Source organism: Pseudomonas sp., from assembly GCF_048269965.1.
Classification (GTDB): Bacteria; Pseudomonadota; Gammaproteobacteria; order Pseudomonadales; family Pseudomonadaceae; genus Aquipseudomonas.
In genome coordinates, this window is record NZ_JBLWTV010000001.1 from 360,487 (window position 1) to 382,809 (window position 22,323).

Sequence of the window (22,323 nt, forward strand, 5' to 3'; positions counted from 1 at the left end):
CGAACCCGCCGATGCACTTATTCCTGCATCAGGCCGAATTCACCGGCCAGGGTCTTGTACTCAGCGACCTGCTTGAACACCAGGGCCTTGAGTTCATCACCGGTCACCGACAGCGGCAGCAGGTCACGTTGTTCGCGCAGCTTGGCGAAGTCTTCGCTGGCCAGCAGGGTATCGAACTGCTGCTTCCACCAGTCGAACTGCTCGTCGCTGACTTCCGGGCCCATGTAGAAGCCGCGGATTACCGGCCAGGTGATGTCGTAGCCCTGCTCCTTGGCGGTCGGGATTTCGGCCAGCTTGCCCGGCAGGCGCTCATCGGAGAGCACGGCGAGGATGCGCACTTTTTTCGCTTCCAGCTGCGGGGTGACTTCACCGAGGCCGCTGCTGGTGACCTGCACATGGCCGCCGAGCATCGCGGTGAGGGTTTCGCCGCCGCCTTCGAAGGCGACATAACGCAGGTTTTTCGGGTCGATCCCGGCCAGGCGGGCGATCAGCGCGGTCTGCATCCAGTCCTGCCCACCGATGGTGGCGCCGGCGCCGAAGACGATGCTGGATGGATCTTTTTTCAGAGCCTGGACCAGGTCATCGAGGTTCTTGTAGGGAGAGTCGGCACGCACGGTAATCGCGCCGTAGTCGGTACCGACCGCGGCCAGCCAGCGTACGGCGTTCTCGTCATAGCGACCGAACTTGCCCTGGGCCAGGTTCAGCAGCGAACCGCTGGAGAAGGCGGTGATGGTGCCTGGGTCCTTGGCACGCTGGGCGACCACGGCGTTGTAGGCCACGGCGCCGACGCCGCCCGGCATGTAGGTGACGCGCATCGGCGCCTTGAGCAGACCTTCATCCTTGAGGCCGCTCTGGGCCAGCTTGCAGGTCAGGTCGAAACCACCACCGGGCTTGGCCGGGGCGATGCATTCGGGGCGCTTGGGTTCGGCGGCCAGCAGTTGACCGGCAAAGGCCAGGCAGGCGGTTGCCAGTGCGGCGCGGGTGAGGACAGATTTCATGATGGGGTGATTCCTCGCGGGTCTTTTTGTTGTTTACCAGATCGGCAGGGTATAGCCGACGATGACACGGTTCTCGTCCGCGTCGCGGGCGAAGTCGGAGCGGAAACTGGCGTTGCGCACGCGTACGTAGAGATCCTTGAGCGGGCCGGTCTGCACCACGTACTTGAACTCGATGTCGCGTTCCCATTCGCCGCCACGGTCGTTGGAGCCGGCGATGCGGGCATCGTCACCACGGATGTAGCGGGTCATGAAGGTCAGGCCGGGCACGCCGATGCTGGCGAAGTTGTAATCGTAGCGGGCCTGCCAGGAGCGCTCGTCGGCGTTGGCGAAATCGTTGATCTGCACGAAGTTGACCAGGAACGGATCGCTGCCATCGATGTAGGCAAAGCCGGTGTCGCCGTTCATGTCCTGGAAGCCCAGGCCGAACTTGTGGCTACCCAGGCCGTAGCTGACCATGGCGTTGAAGGCCTGATTGTCGACCTTGCCGGCGTTGGCCGCGCCGCTGTCACGACTGACGATATAACGCAGGTCGCTGCTCAGGGTGCCCGCACCGATCTTGTGGCTGCTCAGCAGGCCGAAGAAATGCTGGCGATAGATGTCATCCAGATCGGCAAAGTAGTAACGGCCGGTAAAGCCGGGGGCGAACTTGTAGTCGACGCCGGCCAGGTCCAGGTGGTCGGCTTCGACGCCGGAGGCGAAGCGGCGGTTCTTGGCGTTGAGCACCATCTCTTCGGAGTCGGTCGAAGCGCGGTCGATGACCTTGTCCAGGCGACCGCCGGTGAAGGTCAGACCTTCCAGTTCGGAGGAGGTCAGCAGGCCGCCTTCGAATACCTGCGGCAGCAGGCGGCTGTCACTGGCCTTGACCACCGGCAGTTCCGGCACATGCGAGCCATAGCGCAGTTCGGTGGCAGAGACCTTGACCTTGGCAGTCAGGCCCAGGCGGCTGAATTCGTCGGCAGAGCGGCCATCGTCGTGTACCGGCAGCAGATCGGTGCCGGTGCGGCCGCGACCGGAGTCGAGCTTGAGGCCGAGCAGACCCATGGCGTCGACACCGAAACCGACGGTGCCTTCGGTGAAACCGGACTGCAGATCGAGGCGAAAGCCCTGGCCCCATTCTTCACGCTTGTTCTGGCCGTCGAACTGGCGGAAGTCGCGGTTCAGGTAGATGTTGGTAGCGGTGAGGCTGGCGCCGCTGTCTTCGATGAAGGCGGCGTTGGCGAGGGGGGCAGCGCCGGTAGCGGCGATGGCCAGGCAGAGCAGGCGGACAGGCGGCAGGGCCTGGCGTGAGGCTGCGAGCATCATGTGGTCTCCGTTTTTGTTCTTGTCGCGACCTGGCACCACTGCCAGGTCACTTGAGCAGGTGGATCGAGCCACCTTGCAGCGATGCTATGAGGGCAAGCTTTCACGAGGCTTTCATGAACGAAAGATTTTCATGATCCTGTGTTGTCGCGTCATGGCGGGTGGCGCAATGCAGCTAACAGATGCTGCTTTGGCATTTGGGCAATTCACAGCAGCCGTGACGGCGCTAAACTGCGCGCCTTTAACGATGCTGCAGTCGGAGGTGGCGGTGCGGATTCTGCTGGTCGAAGACCATCCGCAATTGGCGGAAAGCGTGGCCCAGGCGCTCAAGGGCGCCGGCTGGACGGTGGACGTGCTGCACGATGGCGTCGCCGCTGACCTTGCGCTGTGCAGCGAAGAGTACGCCCTGGCGATTCTCGATATCGGGTTGCCTCGCCTGGACGGCTTTGCCGTGTTGGCGCGCCTGCGTGATCGCGGCCAGACGTTGCCGGTGCTGATGCTGACGGCGCGTGGCGAGGTCAAGGATCGTGTGCATGGCCTCAATCTGGGGGCCGATGACTACCTGGCCAAGCCCTTCGAACTGACCGAGCTCGAAGCCCGGGTCAAGGCACTGCTGCGGCGCAGCGTGCTCGGCGGTGAGCAGTTGCAGCGTTGCGGCGACCTGGTCTACGACCTCGGTGCACGTCGTTTCAGCCTCGATGGCGAGACGCTCAGCCTGACAGCTCGTGAACAGGCGGTGCTGGAGGCGATGATCGCCAGGCCGGGCAGGGTGATGAGCAAGGAGCAACTGGCGGCACAGGTCTTCGGTCTGGACGAGGACGCCAGCCCCGATGCCATCGAAATCTACATTCACCGCCTGCGCAAGAAGCTCGAGGGCAGTGCCGTACGCATCGTCACCTTCCGTGGCCTTGGCTACCTGCTGGAAGCGGTCGAGGCATGAGTCGTGGTGTCAGTCTGCGTGGGCGTCTGCTGCGGCGCCTGGCATTGCTGTTGTCGCTGATCCTGCTGCTGAGCAGTTTCAGTGCCTACTGGAATGCAAGGCGCGCAGCCGATACCGCCTATGACCGTACGTTGCTGGCGTCGGCGCGCGCGGTGGCCGATGGCCTGTATGCCGATGATGGCCGCCTGCATGCCAATATTCCCTATGTCGCGCTGGATACCTTTGCCTACGACAGCGCCGGGCGCATCTACTATCAGGTGCTCGACCTGCGGGGAACTCATGTTTCCGGCTATGAGGACCTGCCACCCGCGCCGCCGGGCACGCCGCGTACTGACGATTATCCGGCTCTGGCGCACTTCTACGACGCCGAGTACCGCAGGCAGGGCGTACGTGTGGTGAGCCTGCTGCAGCCGGTCAGCGAGCCGCAGATCAACGGCATGGCGGAAATCCGCGTGGCGGAAACCCAGGGCGCGCGTGAACGCATGGCCCGTGAGCTGCTGATCGGCACCCTGTGGCGCATGGGGTTGCTTTCAGTCGGTGCGCTGCTGCTGGTGTGGTTGGCCGTGAACCTGGCCTTGCGACCACTGGAGGCGCTGCGCCGGGAAGTGGCCGAAAGGGCCAGCGACGACCTGCAGCCACTGCCGGACAGCGGTCTGCCGCGCGAGGTGCTGCCGCTGGTGGAGGCGTTGAACCAGTTCAACGAGCGCTTGCGCGGTCTGTTCGAGCGGCAGTCCCAGTTCATAGCCGATGCCGCCCATGAGTTGCGCACGCCGCTGGCAGCGCTGAAAGCGCGTATCACCCTGGGCTTGCGTGCCGAACAGCCCGAGCAATGGCGCAGCACCCTTGAACAGGTGGCGCAACAGGGTGATCGTCTGACTTCGCTGGCCAATCAACTGCTGTCCCTGGCGCGTATCGAGAGTGGTGCGCGTGCCATTACCGAAGGCGGCGCCGAGCGTATCGACCTCAGCCAGCTGGCGCGTGAACTGGGTCTGGCCATGGCGCCACTGGCTCACGCCCGTGGTGTCGCGCTGGCGCTGGAGGCCGATCAGCCGGTGTGGATCGATGGCGAGCCGACGTTGCTCAACGAGTTGCTGAACAACCTGCTGGACAACGCGTTGGCGCATACGCCAGCCGGTGGCAACCTGATCATCCGTGTACTGGCGCCGGCGGTGCTTGAGGTCGAGGACGACGGTCCGGGCATTCCCGAGGCCGAGCATGAGAAGGTTTTCGAGCGTTTCTACCGACGCAGCAGGCTGGGCAACGGTGCAGGCCTGGGGCTGGCCATCGTTGGCGAAATCTGTCGTGCCCATCAGGCTCGAATCAGCCTGCATCAGGCACAACCGCATGGCCTGAGGGTGCGTGTCGAATTTCCGCTGTCAGTGGCTGAGGCTTAGCGGCTGCTGAATCTCCAGCAGGTACTGGGAGACCTTGCCGCTGTCGCGCAATTGATTCAGGCCACGATTGAAACGCCGCATCAGCTCGGCATTGCCCGGCACCTCGCGTGACAGCAGCAGATGCAGGCTGTCGCTGCGCAGGGGCTTGCGATGAAAACTCAGGCGCTGGCGCTCGGCGGCGCTGAATTTCTGATAGAGCAGGTCGAAGCCCACCACCTTGTCCACGGGAAACAGATCGACCCTTCCGGCCAGCAACTGGCGCAGGCCCTGTTCATCACCGGTCAGGCGCGCCACCTCGAGTTCGCCGGCGGCTTCGGCGCGTTCAAAGGCTTCGCCGTAGTCATAGCCGCGAGTGCCGGCAATGCGCAGGCCGCGCAGATCCTCGACATCGTTCCAGTCAAACGCATGGTTCTTGCGATGAAACAGGTAGTAGCCGCTTTCGACCACCGGCTCGCTGATGTGAAAGCGCTGTTCACGTTCCGGGTTGGCAAGCCAGACGGCGCTGCCGTCGCGCCGGCCCTGTTCGGCCATTTTCAGCGAGCGTGCCCAGGGGTGAAATTCCCACTGCACTTCGACGCCCTGCAGTGCGAAGGCCTCGGCAACGATGCGTGAGGCCACGCCGTGGTGGGGCAGGGTTTCACCGAGATAGGGCGGCCATTCGCCATTGGTCAGACGCACCTGTTCGGCAGCCTGGGCGCTGCAGAACAACAGGACGAGCAGGACGAATGCGTAACGCATGGCTCTACTTCCTCAAACGAGTCACTCGAGTGTAGAGGCGTTTTGTGATCTACATCCCTGTAGATCACCCTTCGGGCCGTCGCGCAGCGACGTCAAAAATTGCTCCCGACAATTTTTTGCCATCCATGGCGAGATGCTTTTATTGCAGCATGCTCATGGCCGCTTCCATGGCGGCGGAGAGGTCTTCGTCGGCCTGCATGTCGACCTGCGGGTCGAGGCCGAGCTTGGCGAACGCCGGCACCTTGCTCCAGTCCAGCTGGGTGTAGGGGTGCTCGCTGCCCAGGTAGCTCTGCAGCGTGGCGACCTGGACGATATCGACGTAATCGACCTTGGCCGAGTCGCGCGTGAAGTCCAGGTACTGGCTCGGCACGATGGCGATAGGCTCGGGGAACTCCCAGGTGCGCAGGATCTTGTCGCCGATGATCGGGTGAATCTGCTCGATCACATGGTTGAGGCTGATGGAGTCGGCCAGCAGTTCGTTGTGCTCTTCGGCGTAGGTGAGGATCGGCAGCACACCGATCTGGTGCACCAGGCCGGCGAGAGTGGCCTGGTCCGGCATCAGGCGGGTGTAGTGGCGGCACAGCACGTGACAGATACCGGCGATCTCGGTGCTCTTGTTCCACACTTCGCGCATCTTGCGGTCGACCACATCGCTGGTGGCCTGGAACATCTGCTCCATGGCCAGGCCAGTGGCCAGGTTGCAGGTGTAGTTGATGCCCAGGCGGCTGACGGCCATCTGCAGGTCGGTGATTTCCTTGTTGCTGCGCAGCAGCGGGCTGTTGACCACCTTGATGATGCGCGCGGTGAGGGCCGCGTCGTTACCGATGACCTTGCTGATCTGCGGGATGCCGATATCCGGGTCTTCCGCTGCTTCACGCACCCGCAGTGCGACCTCGGGCAGGGTGGGCAGTACCAGCTCATCGTTCTCGATGGCGTGGATCAGTTCCTGTTGGACTTTTTCGGCAAGCTTGCTCATGAAATGGCTCTCTTAGGCGATTCGATACGGTGCCGGGGAAATTCAGTCAGCGCTGGATTTCCAGATTGGCGTCCAGCTGATAGGGCAGGTCGAGCAGGGTCAGCGCCGGGCCTTCACTGCTGCCGAGATGAATGCGGCCGTCGTTCACGGCGTCTTCCTGCAACACGGCGAGCAGCTCGATGGCGTCGCCGGCCTGGGCCGCCAGCACCACTTCGCCAACGCTGGAGCCATGCACCGGTGAGAACAATTCGACGCCGACGGCCGGTAGCTCTGCCGCGACCAGACGCAGGCGCTGCAGGCGGCGCTTGAGCTTGCCCAGGTACTGCATGCGCGCGACGATCTCCTGGCCGGTGTAACAGCCCTTCTTGAAGCTCACGCCGCCCAGGGCCTGCAGGTTGATCATCTGCGGGATGAACTGCTCACGTGTGGCGCCGAACACCTGGCCCACGCCCGCCCGTACCTGAGCCAGCAGCCAGTCGTTCAGGGGTGCCTGCGGCAGCTGGGCGGCCAGGTGGGCTTGCAGTCCTTGCGCTTGCGCTGCTGGCGCCCAGAGCTCGGCGCGGCCATCGCTCAGGCGTACGGCGAGCAGTTGGCCGGCGCTGGCCAGGGAATCACTGGCGCTGCCCAGCTGCAAATCGAGCTCGCTCAGCACGGTATCGGCGCCCGCCAGGCCAAAGCGGACCCAGGCGGCGCTTTCGTCGCTGAGCCTGGATTTGGAGAACACTGCATATTTCTGCAGATCGGCCTGCTGCGACTCGATCAGCTCGCGCGCCATGGCCAGCAGGTAGCCGTCTTCCACCGGGACGATGCGAAAGCTCGACAGCATGCGACCCTTGGGCGTGCAGCGGGCGCCAAGGCTGGACTGGCTGGCACTGAGGTAATTGAGGTTGCAGGTCACTTGGCCCTGCAGGAACTTGGCTGCGTCCGCCCCGCGTACGGCGAGCAGGCCTTCGTGATCGAGGAGTGTGAAGTAAGCGCTATCGGCCATGATGCAAATCGAATCACTGAATAAGGGTCAGGGGCCTCATCATAGTGGTCGGGGTGGGGCCTTGTCAGCGCAATTGCGCAGCGTCGCGGTGAACAGCGAGGCAATTCGCCGTTATACTGCCGCCCTCGTTCGAGGAGTCCGTTGCATGGTTGAGCAAAGTGAACTGAATCGCCTGTTCTGGCATAGCCGCCGGGGCATGCTGGAGCTGGACGTGCTGCTGGTGCCTTTCGTCAGGGAGGTGTACCCGAGCCTGGATGCCGAGAACCAGGCGCGCTACCGCAAGCTGCTGGAGTGCGAGGATCAGGACATGTTCGGCTGGTTCATGCAGCGCGGCGAGCCCGAGGATGCCGACCTGCGCCACATCGTGCGAATGATCCTGGATCGTGTCCAGCCCAAGTGATGTCTTCGAGTGCCGTTGGCAGCCATCGCGCTGGCTGCTGAGGCTCTATCTGTCGGTCCTGGCGCTGGCCTTGCTGGCGCCGTGGCTGGCCGACATTCCCATCTGGTCAAGGCTGCTGTCACTCGCGGCGTGTCTGGCACATGCGGCCTGGGTGCTGCCGCGACATGTCCTGTTGACTGCGCCGCAGGCCATCACGGGGCTGCGCCGTGATGGCCTCGGCTGGCATCTGTACAGCGCTGCAGCCGGCTGGCAGGCGGTGCAGCTGCGTCCTGACAGTCTGGCGTTGCCGCTGGCGGTCGTGCTGCGTTATCGCCTGCCAGGCCAGCGTTGCAGTCGCGGGCTGTGCATTGCCCGCGATGCGCTGGCGCCCGAGCAGCATCGGCGCCTGCGTCTGCGTCTGAAGTTCAGCCGGCGGCGCTGGGCTGAGCCTGGGACGGCGGCGTCAGAATAGTATCGCGGGCTTCGGCCAGCTGCTCGGGATAGTCAAGGGTGTAATGCAGCCCTCGGCTTTCATGGCGCTGCATGGCCGAGCTGATCATCAGCTCGGCGACCAGTGCGAGGTTGCGCAGCTCGATCAGGTCGCGACTGACCTTGTAGTTCGAATAGAACTCGTCGATCTCGTCCAGCAGCAGGCGCACGCGGTGTTGCGCGCGCTGCAGGCGCTTGTTGGTGCGCACGATGCCGACGTAGTCCCACATGAAGCGGCGCAGCTCATCCCAGTTGTGGGCGATGATCACGTCCTCGTCCGAGTCGGTCACCTGGCTGGCGTCCCAGCCCGGCAGGTTGGCGGGCATGTCGATGGCGTCCAGCTGCCCGGTGATATCGGCGCAGGCCGAACGCGCATAGACGAAGCATTCAAGCAGCGAATTGCTGGCCATGCGGTTGGCGCCATGCAGGCCGGTGAAGCTGGTTTCGCCGATGGCGTAAAGGCCGGGCACATCGGTGCGGCCATGCTGGTCGACCACCACGCCGCCGCAGGTGTAATGCGCCGCCGGTACGACCGGAATGGCCTGCTTGGTGATGTCGATGCCAAAGCCCAGGCAGCGTTCGTAGACGGTGGGGAAGTGACTCTTGATGAACTCGGCCGGCTTGTGACTGATGTCCAGGTACACGCAGTCGACACCCAGGCGCTTCATTTCGTGGTCGATGGCGCGGGCAACGATATCGCGCGGCGCCAGCTCGGCGCGCTCATCGAAACGCTGCATGAAGCGTTCGCCATTGGGCAGCTTGAGCAAGCCGCCTTCGCCGCGCACGGCTTCGGTGACCAGGAAACTCTTGGCCAGCGGGTGATACAGGCAGGTCGGGTGGAACTGATTGAACTCCAGGTTGCCCACGCGACAACCGGCACGCCAGGCCATGGCGATGCCATCGCCACAGGCACCGTCCGGGTTGCTGGTGTAGAGGTAGACCTTGGCCGCGCCGCCGGTGGCGAGAATCACGAAGCGCGCGCTGAAGGTATCCACTTCACCGCGATCACGATCCAGCACGTAAGCGCCCAGGCAGCGCTCGCCATTCAGGCCGAGCTTGCGCTCGGTGATCAGGTCGACAGCGACGCGCTGCTCCAGCAACTCGATGTTCGGACGTTGCCGGGCCTGTTCCAGCAGGGTGTTGAAAATTGCCGCGCCAGTGGCGTCGGCTGCGTGGATGATGCGTCGATGGCTGTGGCCGCCCTCGCGGGTCAGGTGGAACTCGAAGCCGCCGTCCTCGCGCGCGGTTTCATCGTCCCGGGTGAAAGGGACGCCCTGATCGATCAGCCACTGGATGGCCTCGCGGCTGTGTTCTACGGTGAAGCGCACGGCGTCTTCGCTGCACAGGCCTGCACCGGCATTGAGGGTGTCGGCGACGTGGGATTCGACCGTGTCGGTATCGTCCAGAACGGCTGCCACGCCGCCTTGCGCCCAGTAGGTCGAGCCATTGGCCAGCTTGCCTTTGCTCAATACCGCGATGCGCAGATGGGAAGGCAGGGTGAGGGCGAGCGTCAGGCCAGCGGCGCCGCTGCCGATGACCAGAACATCGTGCTGCAAGTGTTGGCTCATGTCCGAGTTCCGCGTGAAAGCGAGCCCTAGTATATAGAGAGGGGCGGCGGCACAATAGCCAGCCAGAGCCACATCAGTATCCGCTGCGCGTCGGCCCTGCTGCGTTGAAGCCAATCTTGGACTGCTCATTTACAGCTGTAAATTCCGCGTCCTCGCTTGCCTTCGCCTTGCAGGGCTCTAGCTCGCAGATACTGAAGAGGCTCTTATGACCGACCGCGGTGCTCGGGAACTTTCTTAGTCATTAAGGTTCCATAGAAGGTCGCCCATATAAGGGAGAGCGCTTGCGCGTGCCTGCATCTGAAGTCGGCGGAGGATGTGGAAATGAGCGGCGATAAGATTATTTGCGCGAGCGGAAAGGTTTCGCTCGCGCCATTCCAGGCAGAGGGAAGAAAACTCTGCGGGAAGCTTGCTTGGAGGGGAGAACTTTTGCGTAAGACCCGAGTCTATCTTGGCAGGCTGATTCGCTTACGGGCGCAAACCTCCTCCGAGCGTTACGAGGAGAGTGCATGCTAACCCAGGAAGATGATCAGCAACTGGTCGAGCGAGTGCAGCGTGGCGACAAGCGTGCCTTCGATCTGTTGGTATTGAAGTATCAGCACAAGATCCTCGGTCTGATCGTGCGATTCGTGCACGACACCCACGAGGCTCAGGATGTCGCTCAGGAAGCGTTCGTAAAAGCTTATCGAGCGCTTGGAAACTTTCGCGGTGACAGCGCGTTCTATACATGGCTGTACCGCATCGCCATCAACACGGCGAAGAATTATCTGGTGTCCCGCGGTCGGCGGCCGCCGGATAGTGATGTCAGTAGCGATGACGCGGAGTTCTATGACGGCGATCACGGCCTCAAGGACATCGAGTCACCGGAGCGGGCATTGCTGCGCGACGAGATCGAAGCCACCGTGCATCGAACCATCGCCCAGTTGCCGGATGACCTGCGCACGGCTCTGACCCTGCGTGAGTTCGAGGGCTTGAGTTACGAGGACATTGCCGGCGTCATGCAGTGTCCGGTCGGTACGGTGCGTTCGCGGATCTTCCGTGCGCGTGAGGCAATTGATAAGTCCCTGCAGCCTCTGTTGCAGGAAACCTAAGGCAGCGGCGACAGCCAAGAGAGGAACACCATGAGTCGTGAAACCCTGCAGGAATCGCTGTCCGCGGTGATGGATAACGAAGCGGACGAACTGGAGCTGCGGCGTGTGCTTGCAGCCAGTGAGGATGGCGAGCTGCGTGGCACCTGGTCGCGTTACCAGATCGCTCGTGCAGCCATGCACCGTGAGCTGTTGGTGCCGCAACTGGATATTGCAGCTGCGGTCTCTGCGGCGCTGGTCGACGAAGCCGTCCCGGCACGCAAGACGCCGATCTGGCGCAGTGTCGGGCGTGTAGCCGTGGCAGCATCGGTGACCGTTGCAGTGCTGGCGGGTGTGCGCTTCTACAATCAGGATGACCTGAGTGGCGCTCAACTGGCCCAGCAGGAAGCTTCTCCGGTACTCTCGGTGCCGCAGGTGCAAGGTCCTGCACTGCTCGCGGGCTACAACAGCAGCGAGGAAGCCGGTGAGCCTGCCGAGGTGGGTACCGCCAGCTGGCATGAGCAGCGTTTGCCGAGCTACTTGCGTCAACATGCGCAGGAAGCCGTGATGGGTACCGGTGAAACCGCTCTGCCTTATGCTCGTGCTGCAAGTCTGGAAAACCGCTAAGCGCTAAGGAGTCACATGCGCGCGATTCCCCTCTATCTTCTCGGTGGTCTGCTGGCGTTGCCGGTTCAGGCCGCCGAGGTGCAAGACTTGCTCGGGCGCCTCGCTGCGGCAGAGCGCCAGCAAAGCTTCCAGGGCACGTTTATCTATGAGCGCAATGGGAGTTTTTCCACCCATGCCGTGTGGCATCGGGTAGAGGAGGGGGGCGAAGTTCGCGAGCGCCTTCTGCAGCTCGATGGGCCTGCCCAGGAGGTGCTGAAAGTCGATGGTCAGGCTCAGTGCGTCAGTGGTGCGTTGGCCGACCAGGTCAGTGAGGGGCAGGCCTGGTCTGCTCGCCAGTTGGCTGTCGAGCAGTTGGGTAACTGGTACGACATTCGTGTCGTGGGTCAGTCGCGCATCGCCAATCGTCCGGCGGCCGTGCTGGTGCTGGCACCCAAGGACCAACATCGCTACGGCTTCGAATTGCATCTGGATCGGGAGACCGGTCTGCCGTTGAAATCCCTGCTGCTGAACGAGCGTGGCCAGCTTCTGGAGCGTTTCCAGTTCGCCCAGCTGGACACGTCGGTGCCTACTGAAAATGCCATGCAGCCGAGTTCGAGTTGCAGGCCGGTGCGCTTGCGCGCTGCCGACAGCATGGCCGACGGTAGCTGGCGATCCGACTGGTTGCCGCCGGGCTTTACCCTGACCACTGCGCGGGTGCGCCGCGAGCCTTCCTCTGATGAGTCCGTCACCTACCTGATGTACGGCGATGGGCTGGCGCGATTCTCGGTTTTTCTCGAGCCGCTCAAAGGTCGCGTCGTCGAGGACGCGCGCAGTCAACTGGGCCCGACCGTCGCCGTTTCGCGGCGGATGAGCACCGATGCAGGTGACGTGATGGTGACCGTGGTCGGTGAGATTCCTCTGGGAACTGCCGAGCGCATCGCCTTGTCCATGCGCGCTGGAGTGCCTGAACAGGCTGGCCAATGATCGAGGAGCAGGGGCGTGTAGTGGCGCTCGAGCCCGGCGCTGTCTGGGTCGAGACGCTGCGCAAGAGCACCTGCTCCAGTTGCTCGGCCAATGCGGCTTGTGGTCAGGGGCTGATGGATCGTCTCGGTGTGGGTCGTCAGCGCGGCTATGTGCGTGCGCTCAGTCAAAGGCAGCTGGCGATTGGCGATAGCGTGATCATCGGTGTGCGCGAAGATCTGCTGGTGCGCAGTTCTCTGCTGGTTTATCTGCTTCCGCTTCTGGGGCTGTTCGCCGCTGCGCTGCTGGCCGATGGTCTGGGGCTTTCCGAGCCTCTGGTGATCCTGGCCGGCCTTGGTGGCCTGTTCGCCAGTTGGCTGATGGTTCGCTGGCGCGCCGCTCGCGTTGCCGAGAACCCCTCTTTGCAACCCGTTGTCCTACGTACGCTGCTGGTGTCTGTGCCAGTGGCGGGTGAGTGTGTTCGAGTTTTACATGGGGAGTCGTAGTTCGATGAGAAAACTCAAGTCCATTGCGCCGTTGTTGGCGGTTGCCTTGCTCTGGGGGCAAAGTCTGTTGGCTCAGGCCAGCCTGCCCGATTTCACCGATCTGGTAGAGGAGGCCTCGCCTGCGGTGGTCAATATCAGTACCCGCCAGAAGATGCCCGAGCGCGCCGTTGCCGGGCAGCCGGGCTTGCCTGATCTGGAAGGTCTGCCGCCGATGTTCCGCGAGTTCTTCGAGCGCAGCATCCCGCAGGTTCCGCGTAACCCGGGTGGTCGCCAGCGCGAAGCGCAGTCGCTGGGTTCCGGGTTCATCATCTCGCCGGACGGCTACATCATGACCAACAATCATGTGGTCGCCGACGCCGACGAGATCATCGTGCGTCTGTCCGATCGCAGCGAGCTGGAAGCCAAACTGATTGGTGCCGATCCGCGCAGCGACGTCGCGCTGCTCAAGGTCGAGGGCAAGGACCTGCCTGTGGTGCGTCTGGGTAAGGCTGATGATCTGAAGGTTGGCGAGTGGGTGTTGGCCATCGGTTCGCCGTTTGGCTTCGATCACTCGGTGACGGCAGGGATCGTCAGTGCCAAGGGGCGCAACCTGCCGAGCGACAGCTACGTGCCGTTCATTCAGACCGATGTGGCAATCAACCCGGGTAACTCCGGCGGTCCACTGTTCAACCTGCAGGGTGAGGTAGTGGGTATCAACTCGCAGATCTTCACCCGCTCCGGCGGTTTCATGGGGCTGTCCTTTGCCATCCCGATGGAAGTGGCCATGCAGGTGGCCGACCAGCTCAAGGCTGATGGCAAGGTGACCCGCGGCTGGCTCGGCGTGGTGATTCAGGAAGTGAACAAGGATCTGGCCGAGTCCTTCGGCCTGGAGAAGCCGGCTGGCGCGCTGGTCGCGCAGGTGCTGGAAGATGGTCCGGCGGACAAGGGCGGCCTGCAGGTGGGGGACGTGATCCTCAGCCTCAATGGCAAGCCGATCATCATGTCGGCTGATCTGCCGCACCTGGTCGGTGGCCTGAAGCCGGGTGAGAAAGCCGAGATGGATGTCGTGCGTGATGGCTCGCGCAAGAAGCTCAACGTCACCGTCGGCACGTTGCCGGAGGAGGGCCAGGAACTGGCGTCGTCCGGTTCGGCGCAGGGTGGTGAGCGCAGCAACAACCGCCTGGGCGTCACGGTGGTGGAGCTGACCGCCGAGCAGAAGAAAGGCCTCGACCTCAAGGGTGGGGTGGTGGTCAAGGAAGTGCTCAATGGTCCTGCGGCCATGATTGGTCTGCGGCCCGGTGACGTGATCACGCACCTGAACAATCAGGCCACTGACTCCACCAGCGCCTTTGCTCAGGTGGCGCAGGAGCTGCCGAAGAATCGTTCGGTGTCGATGCGCGTGTTGCGTCAGGGGCGTGCCAGCTTCATCACCTTCAAGCTGGCCGAGTGATCCAGGCACGTTGAGGAGGGCGCTTTCGGGCGCCCTTCTTCGTATCTGCACCAGCGCTGTGCAGACGTGACGTGGTTGCGAGGGATCGGGTACAATCTGCGGCTATTTTCGGCAAGCGTCTTGCCCGTGCCTTCTTTGAGTGTTGATCTGTGAGTGACCTGAGTCATATCCGCAATTTTTCCATCATTGCCCACATTGACCACGGCAAGTCCACCTTGGCTGACCGTTTCATCCAGATGTGCGGCGGTCTCACCGCGCGTGAAATGGAGGCTCAGGTTCTGGACTCCATGGATCTGGAGCGTGAGCGCGGCATCACCATCAAGGCTCACAGCGTCACGCTGCACTACAAGGCGCAGGACGGTAAGGTCTACCAGCTGAACTTCATCGATACGCCCGGTCACGTTGACTTCACCTACGAAGTCAGCCGCTCCCTGGCCGCCTGCGAAGGCGCGCTGCTGGTGGTCGACGCCGGTCAGGGCGTCGAGGCGCAATCGGTTGCCAACTGCTACACCGCTATCGAGCAGGGCCTCGAGGTCATGCCGGTGCTGAACAAGATGGACTTGCCGCAGGCCGATCCGGACCGCGTCAAGGACGAGATCGAGAAAATCATCGGCATCGACGCCACCGACGCCGTGGCCTGCAGCGCCAAGAGCGGCATGGGCGTGGACGAGGTGCTCGAGCGCCTGGTGCACACGATTCCCGCGCCGACTGGTGATATCGAAGCACCGCTGCAGGCGTTGATCATCGACTCCTGGTTCGACAACTACCTGGGCGTGGTCTCGCTGGTGCGTGTGCGCCACGGTCGAGTGAAGAAGGGCGACAAGATTCTGGTCAAGTCCACCGGCAAGGTGCACCTGGTCGACAGCGTCGGTGTATTCACCCCGAAGCACACCGCCACCGCTGACCTCAAGGCCGGTGAAGTGGGCTTCATCATCGCCAGCATCAAGGACATTCACGGTGCGCCGGTGGGTGACACCCTGACCCTGTCCTCGACCCCCGAGGTCGAAGTGCTGCCGGGCTTCAAGAAGATCCAGCCGCAGGTCTACGCCGGCTTGTTCCCGGTCAGCTCCGACGACTTCGAGGACTTCCGCGATGCCCTGCAGAAGCTGACGCTCAACGATTCGTCGCTGCAGTACGCGCCGGAAAGCTCCGATGCGCTGGGCTTCGGCTTCCGCTGCGGTTTCCTCGGCATGCTGCACATGGAGATCATCCAGGAGCGCCTGGAGCGCGAGTACGACCTCGACCTGATCACCACCGCGCCGAGCGTGATCTACGAGCTGGAGCTCAAGACCGGCGAAACCATCGTCGTCGACAACCCCTCCAAGCTACCGGACGTTTCTGCGGTCACCGATTTCCGCGAGCCGATCGTCAATGCGACCATCCTGGTGCCGCAGGAGCATCTGGGTAACGTCATCACCCTGTGCATCGAGAAGCGCGGTGTGCAGCGCGACATGCAGTTCCTCGGCAGTCAGGTGCAGGTGCGCTACGACATGCCGATGAACGAAGTGGTGCTGGACTTCTTCGACAAGCTCAAGTCCACCAGTCGCGGCTATGCGTCGCTGGACTATCATTTCGATCGCTACCAGTCCGCCAATCTGGTCAAGCTCGATGTACTGATCAACGGCGACAAGGTCGATGCCCTGGCATTGATCGTGCACCGCGACAACGCGGCCTACAAGGGCCGTGCGTTGACCGAGAAGATGAAGGAACTGATTCCTCGGCAGATGTTCGATGTGGCGATCCAGGCGGCCATTGGCGGCCAGATCATCGCGCGGACCACTGTCAAGGCGCTCAGAAAGAACGTACTGGCCAAGTGTTACGGTGGCGACGTGAGCCGTAAGAAAAAGCTGCTGGAGAAGCAGAAGGCCGGTAAGAAACGCATGAAGCAGGTCGGCAACGTGGAAATTCCACAAGAAGCCTTCCTTGCCGTGCTCAGGTTGGATAGCTAAGGCTCTATGTCGATCAATTTCCCGCTCCTGTTGGTTATCGCGGTCGCCGTTTGCGGCTTCCTGGCCCTGATCGATCTGATCCTGCTGGCTCCGCGCCGCCGTGCGGCGATTGCGGCGTACCAGGGGCGGGTCGACGACCCCGACGACAGGGTGCTGGAGCGCCTGAACAAGGAGCCCTTGCTCGTCGAGTACGGCAAATCCTTTTTCCCTGTGCTGGCTATCGTGCTGGTGCTGCGCTCGTTTCTGGTCGAGCCGTTCCAGATTCCTTCCGGGTCGATGAAGCCGACCCTGGAAGTGGGCGATTTCATCCTGGTCAACAAGTTCGCCTACGGCATTCGCCTGCCGGTGATCGACGAGAAGATCATCGAGGTGGACAACCCGCAGCGCGGCGATGTGATGGTGTTCCGCTACCCCAGCGATCCGAGCATCAACTACATCAAGCGTGTGGTGGGTCTGCCGGGGGATCGTATCGAGTACACCCAGGGCAAGCGTCTGCTGATCAATGGTGAGCCAGTGGCCGAGAAGCTGATCGGCGAAGAAGCTGGCAGCCTGGGCAGTGCGATGCTCTACCAGGAGCGCCTCGGTCAGGTCGAACACACCATTCGCAAGGAAATGACTCGCATGCGCCGCGAGCCTGGCGGCCAATGGGTGGTGCCACAAGGGCACTACTTCATGATGGGCGACAACCGTGACAACTCCAACGACAGCCGTTACTGGCGTGATCGTCATATCCCTCAGGAGCTGTGGGGCATGGTCCCGGACGATCATATCGTCGGCAAGGCCTTCGCCATCTGGATGAGCTGGCCGGAGCCCAAGACCAGCAATCTGCCCAATTTCTCTCGGGTCGGCCTGATTCATTGAGCACTGGCGCGCTGTTCAATGCAGCGCCGCAGGCTATAAATAGTCTAGCCGTCAGGCTTTCCAACAAGACCGTTCATTGGGGATACACATGACTTTCGCGCGCTCGCAGCAGGGGCTTTCCATTCTGGGTTGGCTGATGGTTCTGGCCGTGGTGGCATTCTTCGCCAGCACGGCATTCAAGGTGATGCCGCACTATCTCGACTATATGTCGCTGGAGAAGATCATCACTTCGGTGGAAACCGACAAGGCGTCGGATGTGCGCACCGTCGGTGAGTTTTACAACCATGTGAGCAAGGGCATGCAGGTCAACAACATTCGTGACCTGAACATGCGCGACGCCTTGCAGGTGAAGGTGGAGAACAACGAGTTTCTGGTCCACCTCAAGTATGAAAAACGCGAGCCGCTGATCGAGAACCTCGATCTGGTGGTGAATTTCGACAAAGAATTTCGTGTACGGATGCCGTGAGTCCAAACCTGTCCCGCCTCGAGCGCAAGCTCGGCCATAGCTTCAAGGACCAGGACCTGATGGTCCTGGCCCTGACCCATCGTAGTTTCGCCGGCCGCAACAATGAGCGGCTGGAATTTCTCGGTGATGCCATCCTCAATTTCGTAGCCGGTGAGGCGCTGTTCGAGCGCTTCCCGCAAGCCCGCGAAGGCCAGTTGTCGCGCCTGCGTGCACGCCTGGTCAAGGGCGAGACCCTGGCCGTGCTGGCGCGCGGTTTCGAGCTGGGCGAATACCTGCGCCTGGGCTCCGGTGAGCTGAAGAGCGGCGGGTTTCGTCGCGAGTCGATCCTGGCCGATGCCCTGGAGGCGCTGATTGGCGCCATCTACCTGGATGCCGGTATGGATGTGGCACGCGAGCGCGTGCTGGACTGGCTGACCGGCGAGCTGGACGGCCTGACCCTGGTCGACACCAACAAGGATCCGAAAACGCGACTGCAGGAATTCCTGCAATCGCGTGCCTGTGAGCTGCCTCGTTACGAGGTGGTGGACGTTCAGGGCGAGCCGCACTGCCGCACCTTCATGGTCGAGTGCCAGGTTTCCCTGCTCAATGAAAAGACCCTGGGCCAGGGCGGCAGCCGGCGTATTGCCGAGCAGGTCGCTGCGGCTGCGGCGCTGATCGCCCTCGGGGTGGAGAATGGCAATGACTGATACACCTATGACCCGCTGCGGCTACGTCGCCATCGTCGGCCGGCCCAACGTGGGCAAGTCGACGCTGCTCAACCACATCCTCGGGCAGAAGCTGGCGATCACCTCGCGCAAACCGCAGACCACCCGCCACAACATGCTCGGGATCAAGACCGAGGGCGAGATTCAGGCGGTCTACGTCGATACGCCCGGCCTGCACAAGCAAAACGACAAGGCGTTGAACCGCTACATGAACCGCAGCGCCTCCACCGCGTTGAAGGATGTCGATGTGGTGGTGTTCGTGGTCGACCGCATGCGCTGGACCGACGAAGACCAACTGGTGCTGGAGAAGGTGCAGCACGTCAAATGCCCGATTCTGCTGGCAGTGAACAAATCCGACCGCCTGGAAGACAAGAGCGAGCTGCTGCCGCACCTGGGCTGGCTGGCCGAGCAATTGCCGCAGGCCGAGATCGTGCCGATCTCCGCGCTGCAGGGGCAGAACCTCGACACCCTGGAAAAGCTGGTGGGCGAGCGCCTGCCGGAGTCCGAGCATTTCTACCCGGAAGACCAGATCACCGACCGCTCCAGCCGTTTCCTGGCTGCCGAGCTGATCCGCGAGAAGATCATGCGCCAGCTCGGTGCCGAGCTGCCGTACCAGATCACCGTGGAGATCGAGGAGTTCAAGCAGGAAGGCCGCATTCTGCATATCCACGGCCTGATCCTGGTGGAACGCGACGGACAGAAGAAAATCATCATCGGCGACAAGGGCGAGCGCATCAAACGCATCGGCCAGGAAGCGCGCAAGGACATGGAAACCATGTTCGATTCCAAGGTGATGCTCAACCTCTGGGTCAAGGTCAAAGGTGGCTGGTCCGACGACGAGCGCGCCCTGCGCTCGCTGGGTTACCTGGATTGATCGGGGCGTCATGCGCATCCTCGTCGTTGCTCATGGCGCATTCTGGCGGTTACCCACATGATTCCTGCCGCCTACGTTCTGCATAGCCGTCCGTACAAGGAAAGCAGCGCCCTGGTGGATTTCTTCACCGCCCAGGGGCGCGTGCGTGCCGTGCTGCGCGCCGCACGCGGCAAGGTTGGCAGCATTGCCCGGCCTTTTGCGCCGCTGGAGCTGGAACTGCGTGGGCGCGGTGAGCTGAAGACCGTCGGACGCCTGGAAAGTGCCGGCATTCCGCTGTTGCTGACGGGCGAGGCGCTGTTCTCGGGGCTCTATCTCAACGAACTGCTGATTCGCCTGCTACCGGCCGAAGACCCGCACCCGGTGATGCTCGAGCACTACGGCCTGACCCTGCAGGCGCTGGCTGCCGGCAGGGCGCTGGAACCGTTGCTGCGCGCGTTCGAATGGCGCCTGCTGGACGAACTGGGCTATGGGTTCGCCCTGGATCGTGACCAGCACGATCACCCCATCGATCCCACGGCACTTTACCGCTGGCAGCAGGACATCGGCCTGGTGCCAGTGGTACAACTGCAACCCGGTGTGTTCCAGGGCCGCGAGCTGCTGGCCATGGCCGAGGCCGACTGGCAGACGCCGGGCGCGCTGGCCGCCGCCAAGCGCCTGATGCGTCAGGCGCTGGCCCCCCATCTCGGCGGCAGGCCCCTGGTCAGCCGCGAACTTTTCATGACGCTCAAGGAGTCCAAGCGTGACTGAGGCCAATCGTATTCTGCTCGGCGTGAACATCGACCACGTCGCCACCCTGCGCCAGGCTCGCGGGACGCGTTACCCGGACCCGGTCAAGGCTGCGCTGGACGCCGAAGAAGCCGGTGCCGATGGCATCACCGTGCACCTGCGTGAAGATCGCCGTCACATCCAGGATCGCGATGTGCGCGTGCTGGCTGACGTGCTGCAGACGCGGATGAACTTCGAAATGGGCGTCACCGATTTCATGCTCGGTTTCGCCGAGCAGATCCGCCCGGCGCACGTGTGCCTGGTGCCGGAAACCCGCCAGGAGCTGACCACCGAAGGCGGCCTGGACGTGGCCGGGCAGGAAGCGCGTATCGCCGCAGCGGTCGAGCGTCTGACCCTGGCGGGCTGCGAGGTGTCGCTGTTCATCGACGCCGAGGAGCGGCAGATCGAAGCGGCCATGCGTGTCGGTGCGCCGGTCATCGAACTGCACACCGGTCGCTACGCCGATGCCCATACGGCGGAAGAAGCTGCGCATGAGCTGTCGCGCATTCGTGATGGCGTCATCTGCGGTCTGAACCACGGTTTGATCGTCAACGCCGGCCACGGCCTGCATTATCACAATGCCGAAGCCGTGGCGGCGATTCCTGGTGTCAACGAACTGAACATCGGCCACGCCATCGTCGCTCATGCCCTGTTCGTCGGCTTCAAGCAGGCAGTCGCCGAGATGAAAGCGCTGATCGTCGCTGCAGCCAATCGCGGGTAAACGCAGACGCCTGGCCGATCAGCTATCGCGCGGCCGGCCTCTCGTAGGGTGCGCCGTGCGCACCAGGCCGGCACCGCGATATTCCCGGTGCGCACGGCGCACCCTACTGAGCTCTGCCTGAACCCCTGAACCCAGGCAGGCGTGGGGTTGCCGGATGTTTGCCGCAGGTCAGCTATCGCGCACCCTACTTGGCTTTGCGTGAGCGCCAGGACCCTCTAAACGAATGCGTGCGCTATGCCGCCGTTCAACTGTCGGTTGGACTGCCTCTCTTAGGGTGCGCCGTGCGCACCAGGCCGGCGCCGCGATATTCGCGGTGCGCACGGCGCACCCTGTTAGTGGTGCAGGGCTCGGCTCTGCGCGAACGCCTGAATCATCTGCGTGGCGAGCGCCTCGATGGCGTCATTGCGCTGATGACCGCGTATCAATTTGATGTGGTATTCACCCAGGGCGGGCAGGCCCTGTTCCGCTCCCAGTCGACGCAGTGGCGGCTTGACCAGGCTACGCGGGAAGGGCGCGATGGCCAGGTCGGCCGTCATCGCCGCTTCCTGGCCGGCGCACTGCTCGCAGGAGTAGGCGATGCGATAGGCCATACCCTGGCGATCCAGCGCATCGATCGCAGTCCTGCGCCAGGCGCAGCCCGGGTTGGCCAGCGCCAGCGGCAGGGGGGAGCGCTGTATGGCCAGGCCGCCATCGCGTCCGGCCCAGACCAGTTCCTCGGAATAGATCACTTCGCCGCGAGAGTCATCCAGGCCGTCGTTGCCGGCGTTGATCAGGGTCAGATCCAGCTCGCCGGCATCCAGCTTCGCCACCAGGTCCACGCTGCGCCCCACGTTCACTTCGACTTCCACGGCCGGGTGGCTGCGCGCGAACAGGGTCAGCACGCCTGGCAGCACGCGGTCGCCGATGTCGTTCGGCGTACCGAAGCGCACGCGACCACTCAGCGTCGGAGTGAGAAAGCGCGCCACGGCCTCCTCGTTGAGCTTGAGCAGGCGCCTGGCATAGCCCAGTAGCAACTCGCCTTCGACAGTCAGGCGAACTTGTCGTGCCTCGCGGATGAACAGGCGCTGGCCGAGGGTTTCCTCCAGGCGCTTGATCTGCAGGCTGACGGCCGCCGTGCTGCGAAATACCTGGGCGGCGGTACGGGTAAAGCTGCCGCTATCGGCGATGGCGACGAAGGTACGCAGCACATCGCTTTCCAGAAGCGGTGGGGAGATGGGGGATGATGCGTTCATGATCGTTAAATATTTCTTAATTTATCGTTTGATATTTGTCGATTGTTTGAACGATAGGCGCGTTCCATCCTGATCGCAAGCCCGGCATACGCCGGCAGCGAAATGGAGGAAAGTTCATGAACAGTTCGAGCAAGCACGACAAGTCGCGCCCAGCCATGCCCGAGTTCTACATGCCGGCCATGTGGCCGCTGGATCTGCAGAACGCCATCGTCGACTGGATTGGTGCCTGGTTCTGGCGTCGGCGCATGCGCCGCCTGCTGGCGCAGGACATCGAGGGAGGGATTCGCCTGGGCAGCGCCCGTGGCGTGGTGGAGCAGGGCGCAAGCGAGCCGCTGCGGCTGATTGCGCAGCGGCGTGCACGTTGGCTAAGGCCGTAGGGCGGGTGCAACCCGCCAATTGCGCTCAGGCAGGTTTCAC

The 22,323-nt window shown here is 62.9% G+C and carries 24 protein-coding genes; 17 read left to right on the top strand and 7 right to left on the bottom strand.

Features of this window, described 5'->3' with window-relative positions:
• Nucleotides 1-17: 17 nt before the first annotated feature.
• Nucleotides 18-998: a Bug family tripartite tricarboxylate transporter substrate binding protein gene (locus tag ACN0X6_RS01745; protein ID WP_417701567.1), complete on the bottom strand. Its 981-nt coding sequence runs from the start codon at nt 996-998 to the stop codon at nt 18-20.
• A gap of 33 nt (nt 999-1,031) precedes the next feature.
• A complete protein-coding gene (locus tag ACN0X6_RS01750; RefSeq protein WP_417701735.1) occupies nt 1,032-2,297 on the bottom strand; it encodes an OprD family porin in 1,266 nt (421 codons plus the stop codon).
• Between the two features lie 268 nt (nt 2,298-2,565).
• Here ACN0X6_RS01750 and ACN0X6_RS01755 point away from each other — a divergent pair, with 268 nt between their 5' ends.
• The gene (locus ACN0X6_RS01755) at nt 2,566-3,237 is read left to right on the top strand and encodes a response regulator (RefSeq protein ID WP_417701568.1); all 672 of its coding nucleotides are present in this window, start codon (nt 2,566-2,568) and stop codon (nt 3,235-3,237) included.
• The gene (locus ACN0X6_RS01760) at nt 3,234-4,631 is read left to right on the top strand and encodes a sensor histidine kinase (protein ID WP_417701569.1); all 1,398 of its coding nucleotides are present in this window, start codon (nt 3,234-3,236) and stop codon (nt 4,629-4,631) included. Before ACN0X6_RS01755 ends, ACN0X6_RS01760 begins: the two co-directional genes overlap by 4 nt.
• Here the strand turns inward: ACN0X6_RS01760 and ACN0X6_RS01765 are convergent.
• From ACN0X6_RS01765 to ACN0X6_RS01775, 3 genes are all read right to left on the bottom strand, one after another.
• The gene (locus ACN0X6_RS01765; RefSeq protein WP_417701571.1) at nt 4,614-5,369 is read right to left on the bottom strand and encodes a substrate-binding periplasmic protein; all 756 of its coding nucleotides are present in this window, start codon (nt 5,367-5,369) and stop codon (nt 4,614-4,616) included. The two genes, ACN0X6_RS01760 and ACN0X6_RS01765, sit on opposite strands and share 18 nt — an antisense overlap.
• A gap of 139 nt (nt 5,370-5,508) precedes the next feature.
• Nucleotides 5,509-6,345, bottom strand: a complete 837-nt coding sequence (locus ACN0X6_RS01770; protein WP_074675378.1) for an HDOD domain-containing protein — start codon at nt 6,343-6,345, stop codon at nt 5,509-5,511.
• Between the two features lie 46 nt (nt 6,346-6,391).
• The gene (locus ACN0X6_RS01775; RefSeq protein WP_417701573.1) at nt 6,392-7,333 is read right to left on the bottom strand and encodes a YgfZ/GcvT domain-containing protein; all 942 of its coding nucleotides are present in this window, start codon (nt 7,331-7,333) and stop codon (nt 6,392-6,394) included.
• A gap of 145 nt (nt 7,334-7,478) precedes the next feature.
• Between ACN0X6_RS01775 and ACN0X6_RS01780 the strand changes: the two genes are divergently transcribed.
• Together ACN0X6_RS01780 and ACN0X6_RS01785 are read left to right on the top strand one after the other, a co-directional pair.
• A complete protein-coding gene (locus tag ACN0X6_RS01780; protein WP_004423874.1) occupies nt 7,479-7,733 on the top strand; it encodes a succinate dehydrogenase assembly factor 2 in 255 nt (84 codons plus the stop codon).
• Nucleotides 7,717-8,184 carry a protein YgfX gene (locus tag ACN0X6_RS01785; protein ID WP_417701575.1) on the top strand — a complete coding sequence of 156 codons (468 nt, stop codon included), beginning with the start codon at nt 7,717-7,719 and terminating at the stop codon, nt 8,182-8,184. The genes ACN0X6_RS01780 and ACN0X6_RS01785 overlap by 17 nt, the downstream gene beginning before the upstream one ends.
• Here the strand turns inward: ACN0X6_RS01785 and nadB are convergent.
• Complete coding sequence (nadB, locus tag ACN0X6_RS01790) at nt 8,138-9,769, bottom strand: L-aspartate oxidase (protein ID WP_417701577.1); 1,632 nt, start codon at nt 9,767-9,769, stop codon at nt 8,138-8,140. The two genes, ACN0X6_RS01785 and nadB, sit on opposite strands and share 47 nt — an antisense overlap.
• A 506-nt stretch (nt 9,770-10,275) precedes the next feature.
• Here nadB and rpoE point away from each other — a divergent pair.
• The 12 genes from rpoE (at nt 10,276) to pdxJ (ending at nt 20,674) form a co-directional block, all read left to right on the top strand.
• A complete protein-coding gene (rpoE, locus tag ACN0X6_RS01795) occupies nt 10,276-10,857 on the top strand; it encodes an RNA polymerase sigma factor RpoE (protein ID WP_017677768.1) in 582 nt (193 codons plus the stop codon).
• A 30-nt stretch (nt 10,858-10,887) separates the two neighbouring features.
• Nucleotides 10,888-11,460 (top strand): sigma-E factor negative regulatory protein, encoded by a 573-nt coding sequence (locus ACN0X6_RS01800; RefSeq protein ID WP_417701579.1) that lies wholly within the window; start codon nt 10,888-10,890, stop codon nt 11,458-11,460.
• 15 nt (nt 11,461-11,475) lie between these two features.
• Complete coding sequence (locus ACN0X6_RS01805; protein WP_417701581.1) at nt 11,476-12,423, top strand: MucB/RseB C-terminal domain-containing protein; 948 nt, start codon at nt 11,476-11,478, stop codon at nt 12,421-12,423.
• Nucleotides 12,420-12,905, top strand: a complete 486-nt coding sequence (locus ACN0X6_RS01810) for a SoxR reducing system RseC family protein (protein ID WP_417701583.1) — start codon at nt 12,420-12,422, stop codon at nt 12,903-12,905. Before ACN0X6_RS01805 ends, ACN0X6_RS01810 begins: the two co-directional genes overlap by 4 nt.
• Nucleotides 12,906-12,909: 4 nt before the next feature.
• The gene (locus tag ACN0X6_RS01815; protein ID WP_417701585.1) at nt 12,910-14,334 is read left to right on the top strand and encodes a DegQ family serine endoprotease; all 1,425 of its coding nucleotides are present in this window, start codon (nt 12,910-12,912) and stop codon (nt 14,332-14,334) included.
• Nucleotides 14,335-14,483: 149 nt separating this feature from the next.
• Complete coding sequence (gene lepA / locus ACN0X6_RS01820) at nt 14,484-16,283, top strand: translation elongation factor 4 (RefSeq protein WP_417701587.1); 1,800 nt, start codon at nt 14,484-14,486, stop codon at nt 16,281-16,283.
• Nucleotides 16,284-16,289: 6 nt separating this feature from the next.
• Entirely contained in the window at nt 16,290-17,144 is an 855-nt protein-coding gene (gene lepB, locus ACN0X6_RS01825) for a signal peptidase I (RefSeq protein ID WP_192981285.1), read from the top strand.
• Between the two features lie 88 nt (nt 17,145-17,232).
• Complete coding sequence (locus tag ACN0X6_RS01830) at nt 17,233-17,610, top strand: DUF4845 domain-containing protein (RefSeq protein ID WP_017677761.1); 378 nt, start codon at nt 17,233-17,235, stop codon at nt 17,608-17,610.
• The gene (gene rnc, locus ACN0X6_RS01835; RefSeq protein ID WP_417701590.1) at nt 17,607-18,296 is read left to right on the top strand and encodes a ribonuclease III; all 690 of its coding nucleotides are present in this window, start codon (nt 17,607-17,609) and stop codon (nt 18,294-18,296) included. Before ACN0X6_RS01830 ends, rnc begins: the two co-directional genes overlap by 4 nt.
• On the top strand, nt 18,283-19,188 hold the full coding sequence (gene era, locus ACN0X6_RS01840; RefSeq protein ID WP_417701591.1) for a GTPase Era: 906 nt from the start codon (nt 18,283-18,285) through the stop codon (nt 19,186-19,188). The genes rnc and era overlap by 14 nt, the downstream gene beginning before the upstream one ends.
• Nucleotides 19,189-19,245: 57 nt before the next feature.
• The gene (recO, locus tag ACN0X6_RS01845; RefSeq protein ID WP_417701592.1) at nt 19,246-19,935 is read left to right on the top strand and encodes a DNA repair protein RecO; all 690 of its coding nucleotides are present in this window, start codon (nt 19,246-19,248) and stop codon (nt 19,933-19,935) included.
• On the top strand, nt 19,928-20,674 hold the full coding sequence (pdxJ, locus tag ACN0X6_RS01850; protein WP_417701594.1) for a pyridoxine 5'-phosphate synthase: 747 nt from the start codon (nt 19,928-19,930) through the stop codon (nt 20,672-20,674). The genes recO and pdxJ overlap by 8 nt, the downstream gene beginning before the upstream one ends.
• 332 nt (nt 20,675-21,006) lie before the next feature.
• On the opposite strand, the gene ACN0X6_RS01855 is transcribed toward pdxJ, so the two are convergent.
• Nucleotides 21,007-21,906, bottom strand: coding sequence for a LysR substrate-binding domain-containing protein (locus ACN0X6_RS01855; protein WP_417701596.1), 900 nt, complete (start codon nt 21,904-21,906; stop codon nt 21,007-21,009).
• A 116-nt stretch (nt 21,907-22,022) separates the two neighbouring features.
• Here ACN0X6_RS01855 and ACN0X6_RS01860 point away from each other — a divergent pair, with 116 nt between their 5' ends.
• Nucleotides 22,023-22,283 carry a hypothetical protein gene (locus ACN0X6_RS01860; RefSeq protein WP_417701598.1) on the top strand — a complete coding sequence of 87 codons (261 nt, stop codon included), beginning with the start codon at nt 22,023-22,025 and terminating at the stop codon, nt 22,281-22,283.
• Nucleotides 22,284-22,323 lie beyond the last annotated feature (40 nt).

What these genes read in the sequence shown, in the direction of transcription:
- lepB (WP_192981285.1), top strand. Translation starts at nt 16,290, where the DNA reads ATGTCGATCAATTTCCCGCTCCTGTTGGTTATCGCGGTCGCCGTTTGC.
- nadB (WP_417701577.1), bottom strand. Translation starts at nt 9,769, where the DNA reads ATGAGCCAACACTTGCAGCACGATGTTCTGGTCATCGGCAGCGGCGCC.
- ACN0X6_RS01830 (WP_017677761.1), top strand. Translation starts at nt 17,233, where the DNA reads ATGACTTTCGCGCGCTCGCAGCAGGGGCTTTCCATTCTGGGTTGGCTG.
- ACN0X6_RS01855 (WP_417701596.1), bottom strand. Translation starts at nt 21,906, where the DNA reads ATGAACGCATCATCCCCCATCTCCCCACCGCTTCTGGAAAGCGATGTG.
- ACN0X6_RS01775 (WP_417701573.1), bottom strand. Translation starts at nt 7,333, where the DNA reads ATGGCCGATAGCGCTTACTTCACACTCCTCGATCACGAAGGCCTGCTC.
- ACN0X6_RS01750 (WP_417701735.1), bottom strand. Translation starts at nt 2,297, where the DNA reads ATGCTCGCAGCCTCACGCCAGGCCCTGCCGCCTGTCCGCCTGCTCTGC.
- ACN0X6_RS01760 (WP_417701569.1), top strand. Translation starts at nt 3,234, where the DNA reads ATGAGTCGTGGTGTCAGTCTGCGTGGGCGTCTGCTGCGGCGCCTGGCA.
- rpoE (WP_017677768.1), top strand. Translation starts at nt 10,276, where the DNA reads ATGCTAACCCAGGAAGATGATCAGCAACTGGTCGAGCGAGTGCAGCGT.
- ACN0X6_RS01815 (WP_417701585.1), top strand. Translation starts at nt 12,910, where the DNA reads ATGAGAAAACTCAAGTCCATTGCGCCGTTGTTGGCGGTTGCCTTGCTC.
- ACN0X6_RS01800 (WP_417701579.1), top strand. Translation starts at nt 10,888, where the DNA reads ATGAGTCGTGAAACCCTGCAGGAATCGCTGTCCGCGGTGATGGATAAC.
- era (WP_417701591.1), top strand. Translation starts at nt 18,283, where the DNA reads ATGGCAATGACTGATACACCTATGACCCGCTGCGGCTACGTCGCCATC.
- ACN0X6_RS01860 (WP_417701598.1), top strand. Translation starts at nt 22,023, where the DNA reads ATGAACAGTTCGAGCAAGCACGACAAGTCGCGCCCAGCCATGCCCGAG.
- ACN0X6_RS01765 (WP_417701571.1), bottom strand. Translation starts at nt 5,369, where the DNA reads ATGCGTTACGCATTCGTCCTGCTCGTCCTGTTGTTCTGCAGCGCCCAG.
- ACN0X6_RS01770 (WP_074675378.1), bottom strand. Translation starts at nt 6,345, where the DNA reads ATGAGCAAGCTTGCCGAAAAAGTCCAACAGGAACTGATCCACGCCATC.
- ACN0X6_RS01810 (WP_417701583.1), top strand. Translation starts at nt 12,420, where the DNA reads ATGATCGAGGAGCAGGGGCGTGTAGTGGCGCTCGAGCCCGGCGCTGTC.
- recO (WP_417701592.1), top strand. Translation starts at nt 19,246, where the DNA reads ATGATTCCTGCCGCCTACGTTCTGCATAGCCGTCCGTACAAGGAAAGC.
- ACN0X6_RS01805 (WP_417701581.1), top strand. Translation starts at nt 11,476, where the DNA reads ATGCGCGCGATTCCCCTCTATCTTCTCGGTGGTCTGCTGGCGTTGCCG.
- ACN0X6_RS01745 (WP_417701567.1), bottom strand. Translation starts at nt 998, where the DNA reads ATGAAATCTGTCCTCACCCGCGCCGCACTGGCAACCGCCTGCCTGGCC.
- ACN0X6_RS01780 (WP_004423874.1), top strand. Translation starts at nt 7,479, where the DNA reads ATGGTTGAGCAAAGTGAACTGAATCGCCTGTTCTGGCATAGCCGCCGG.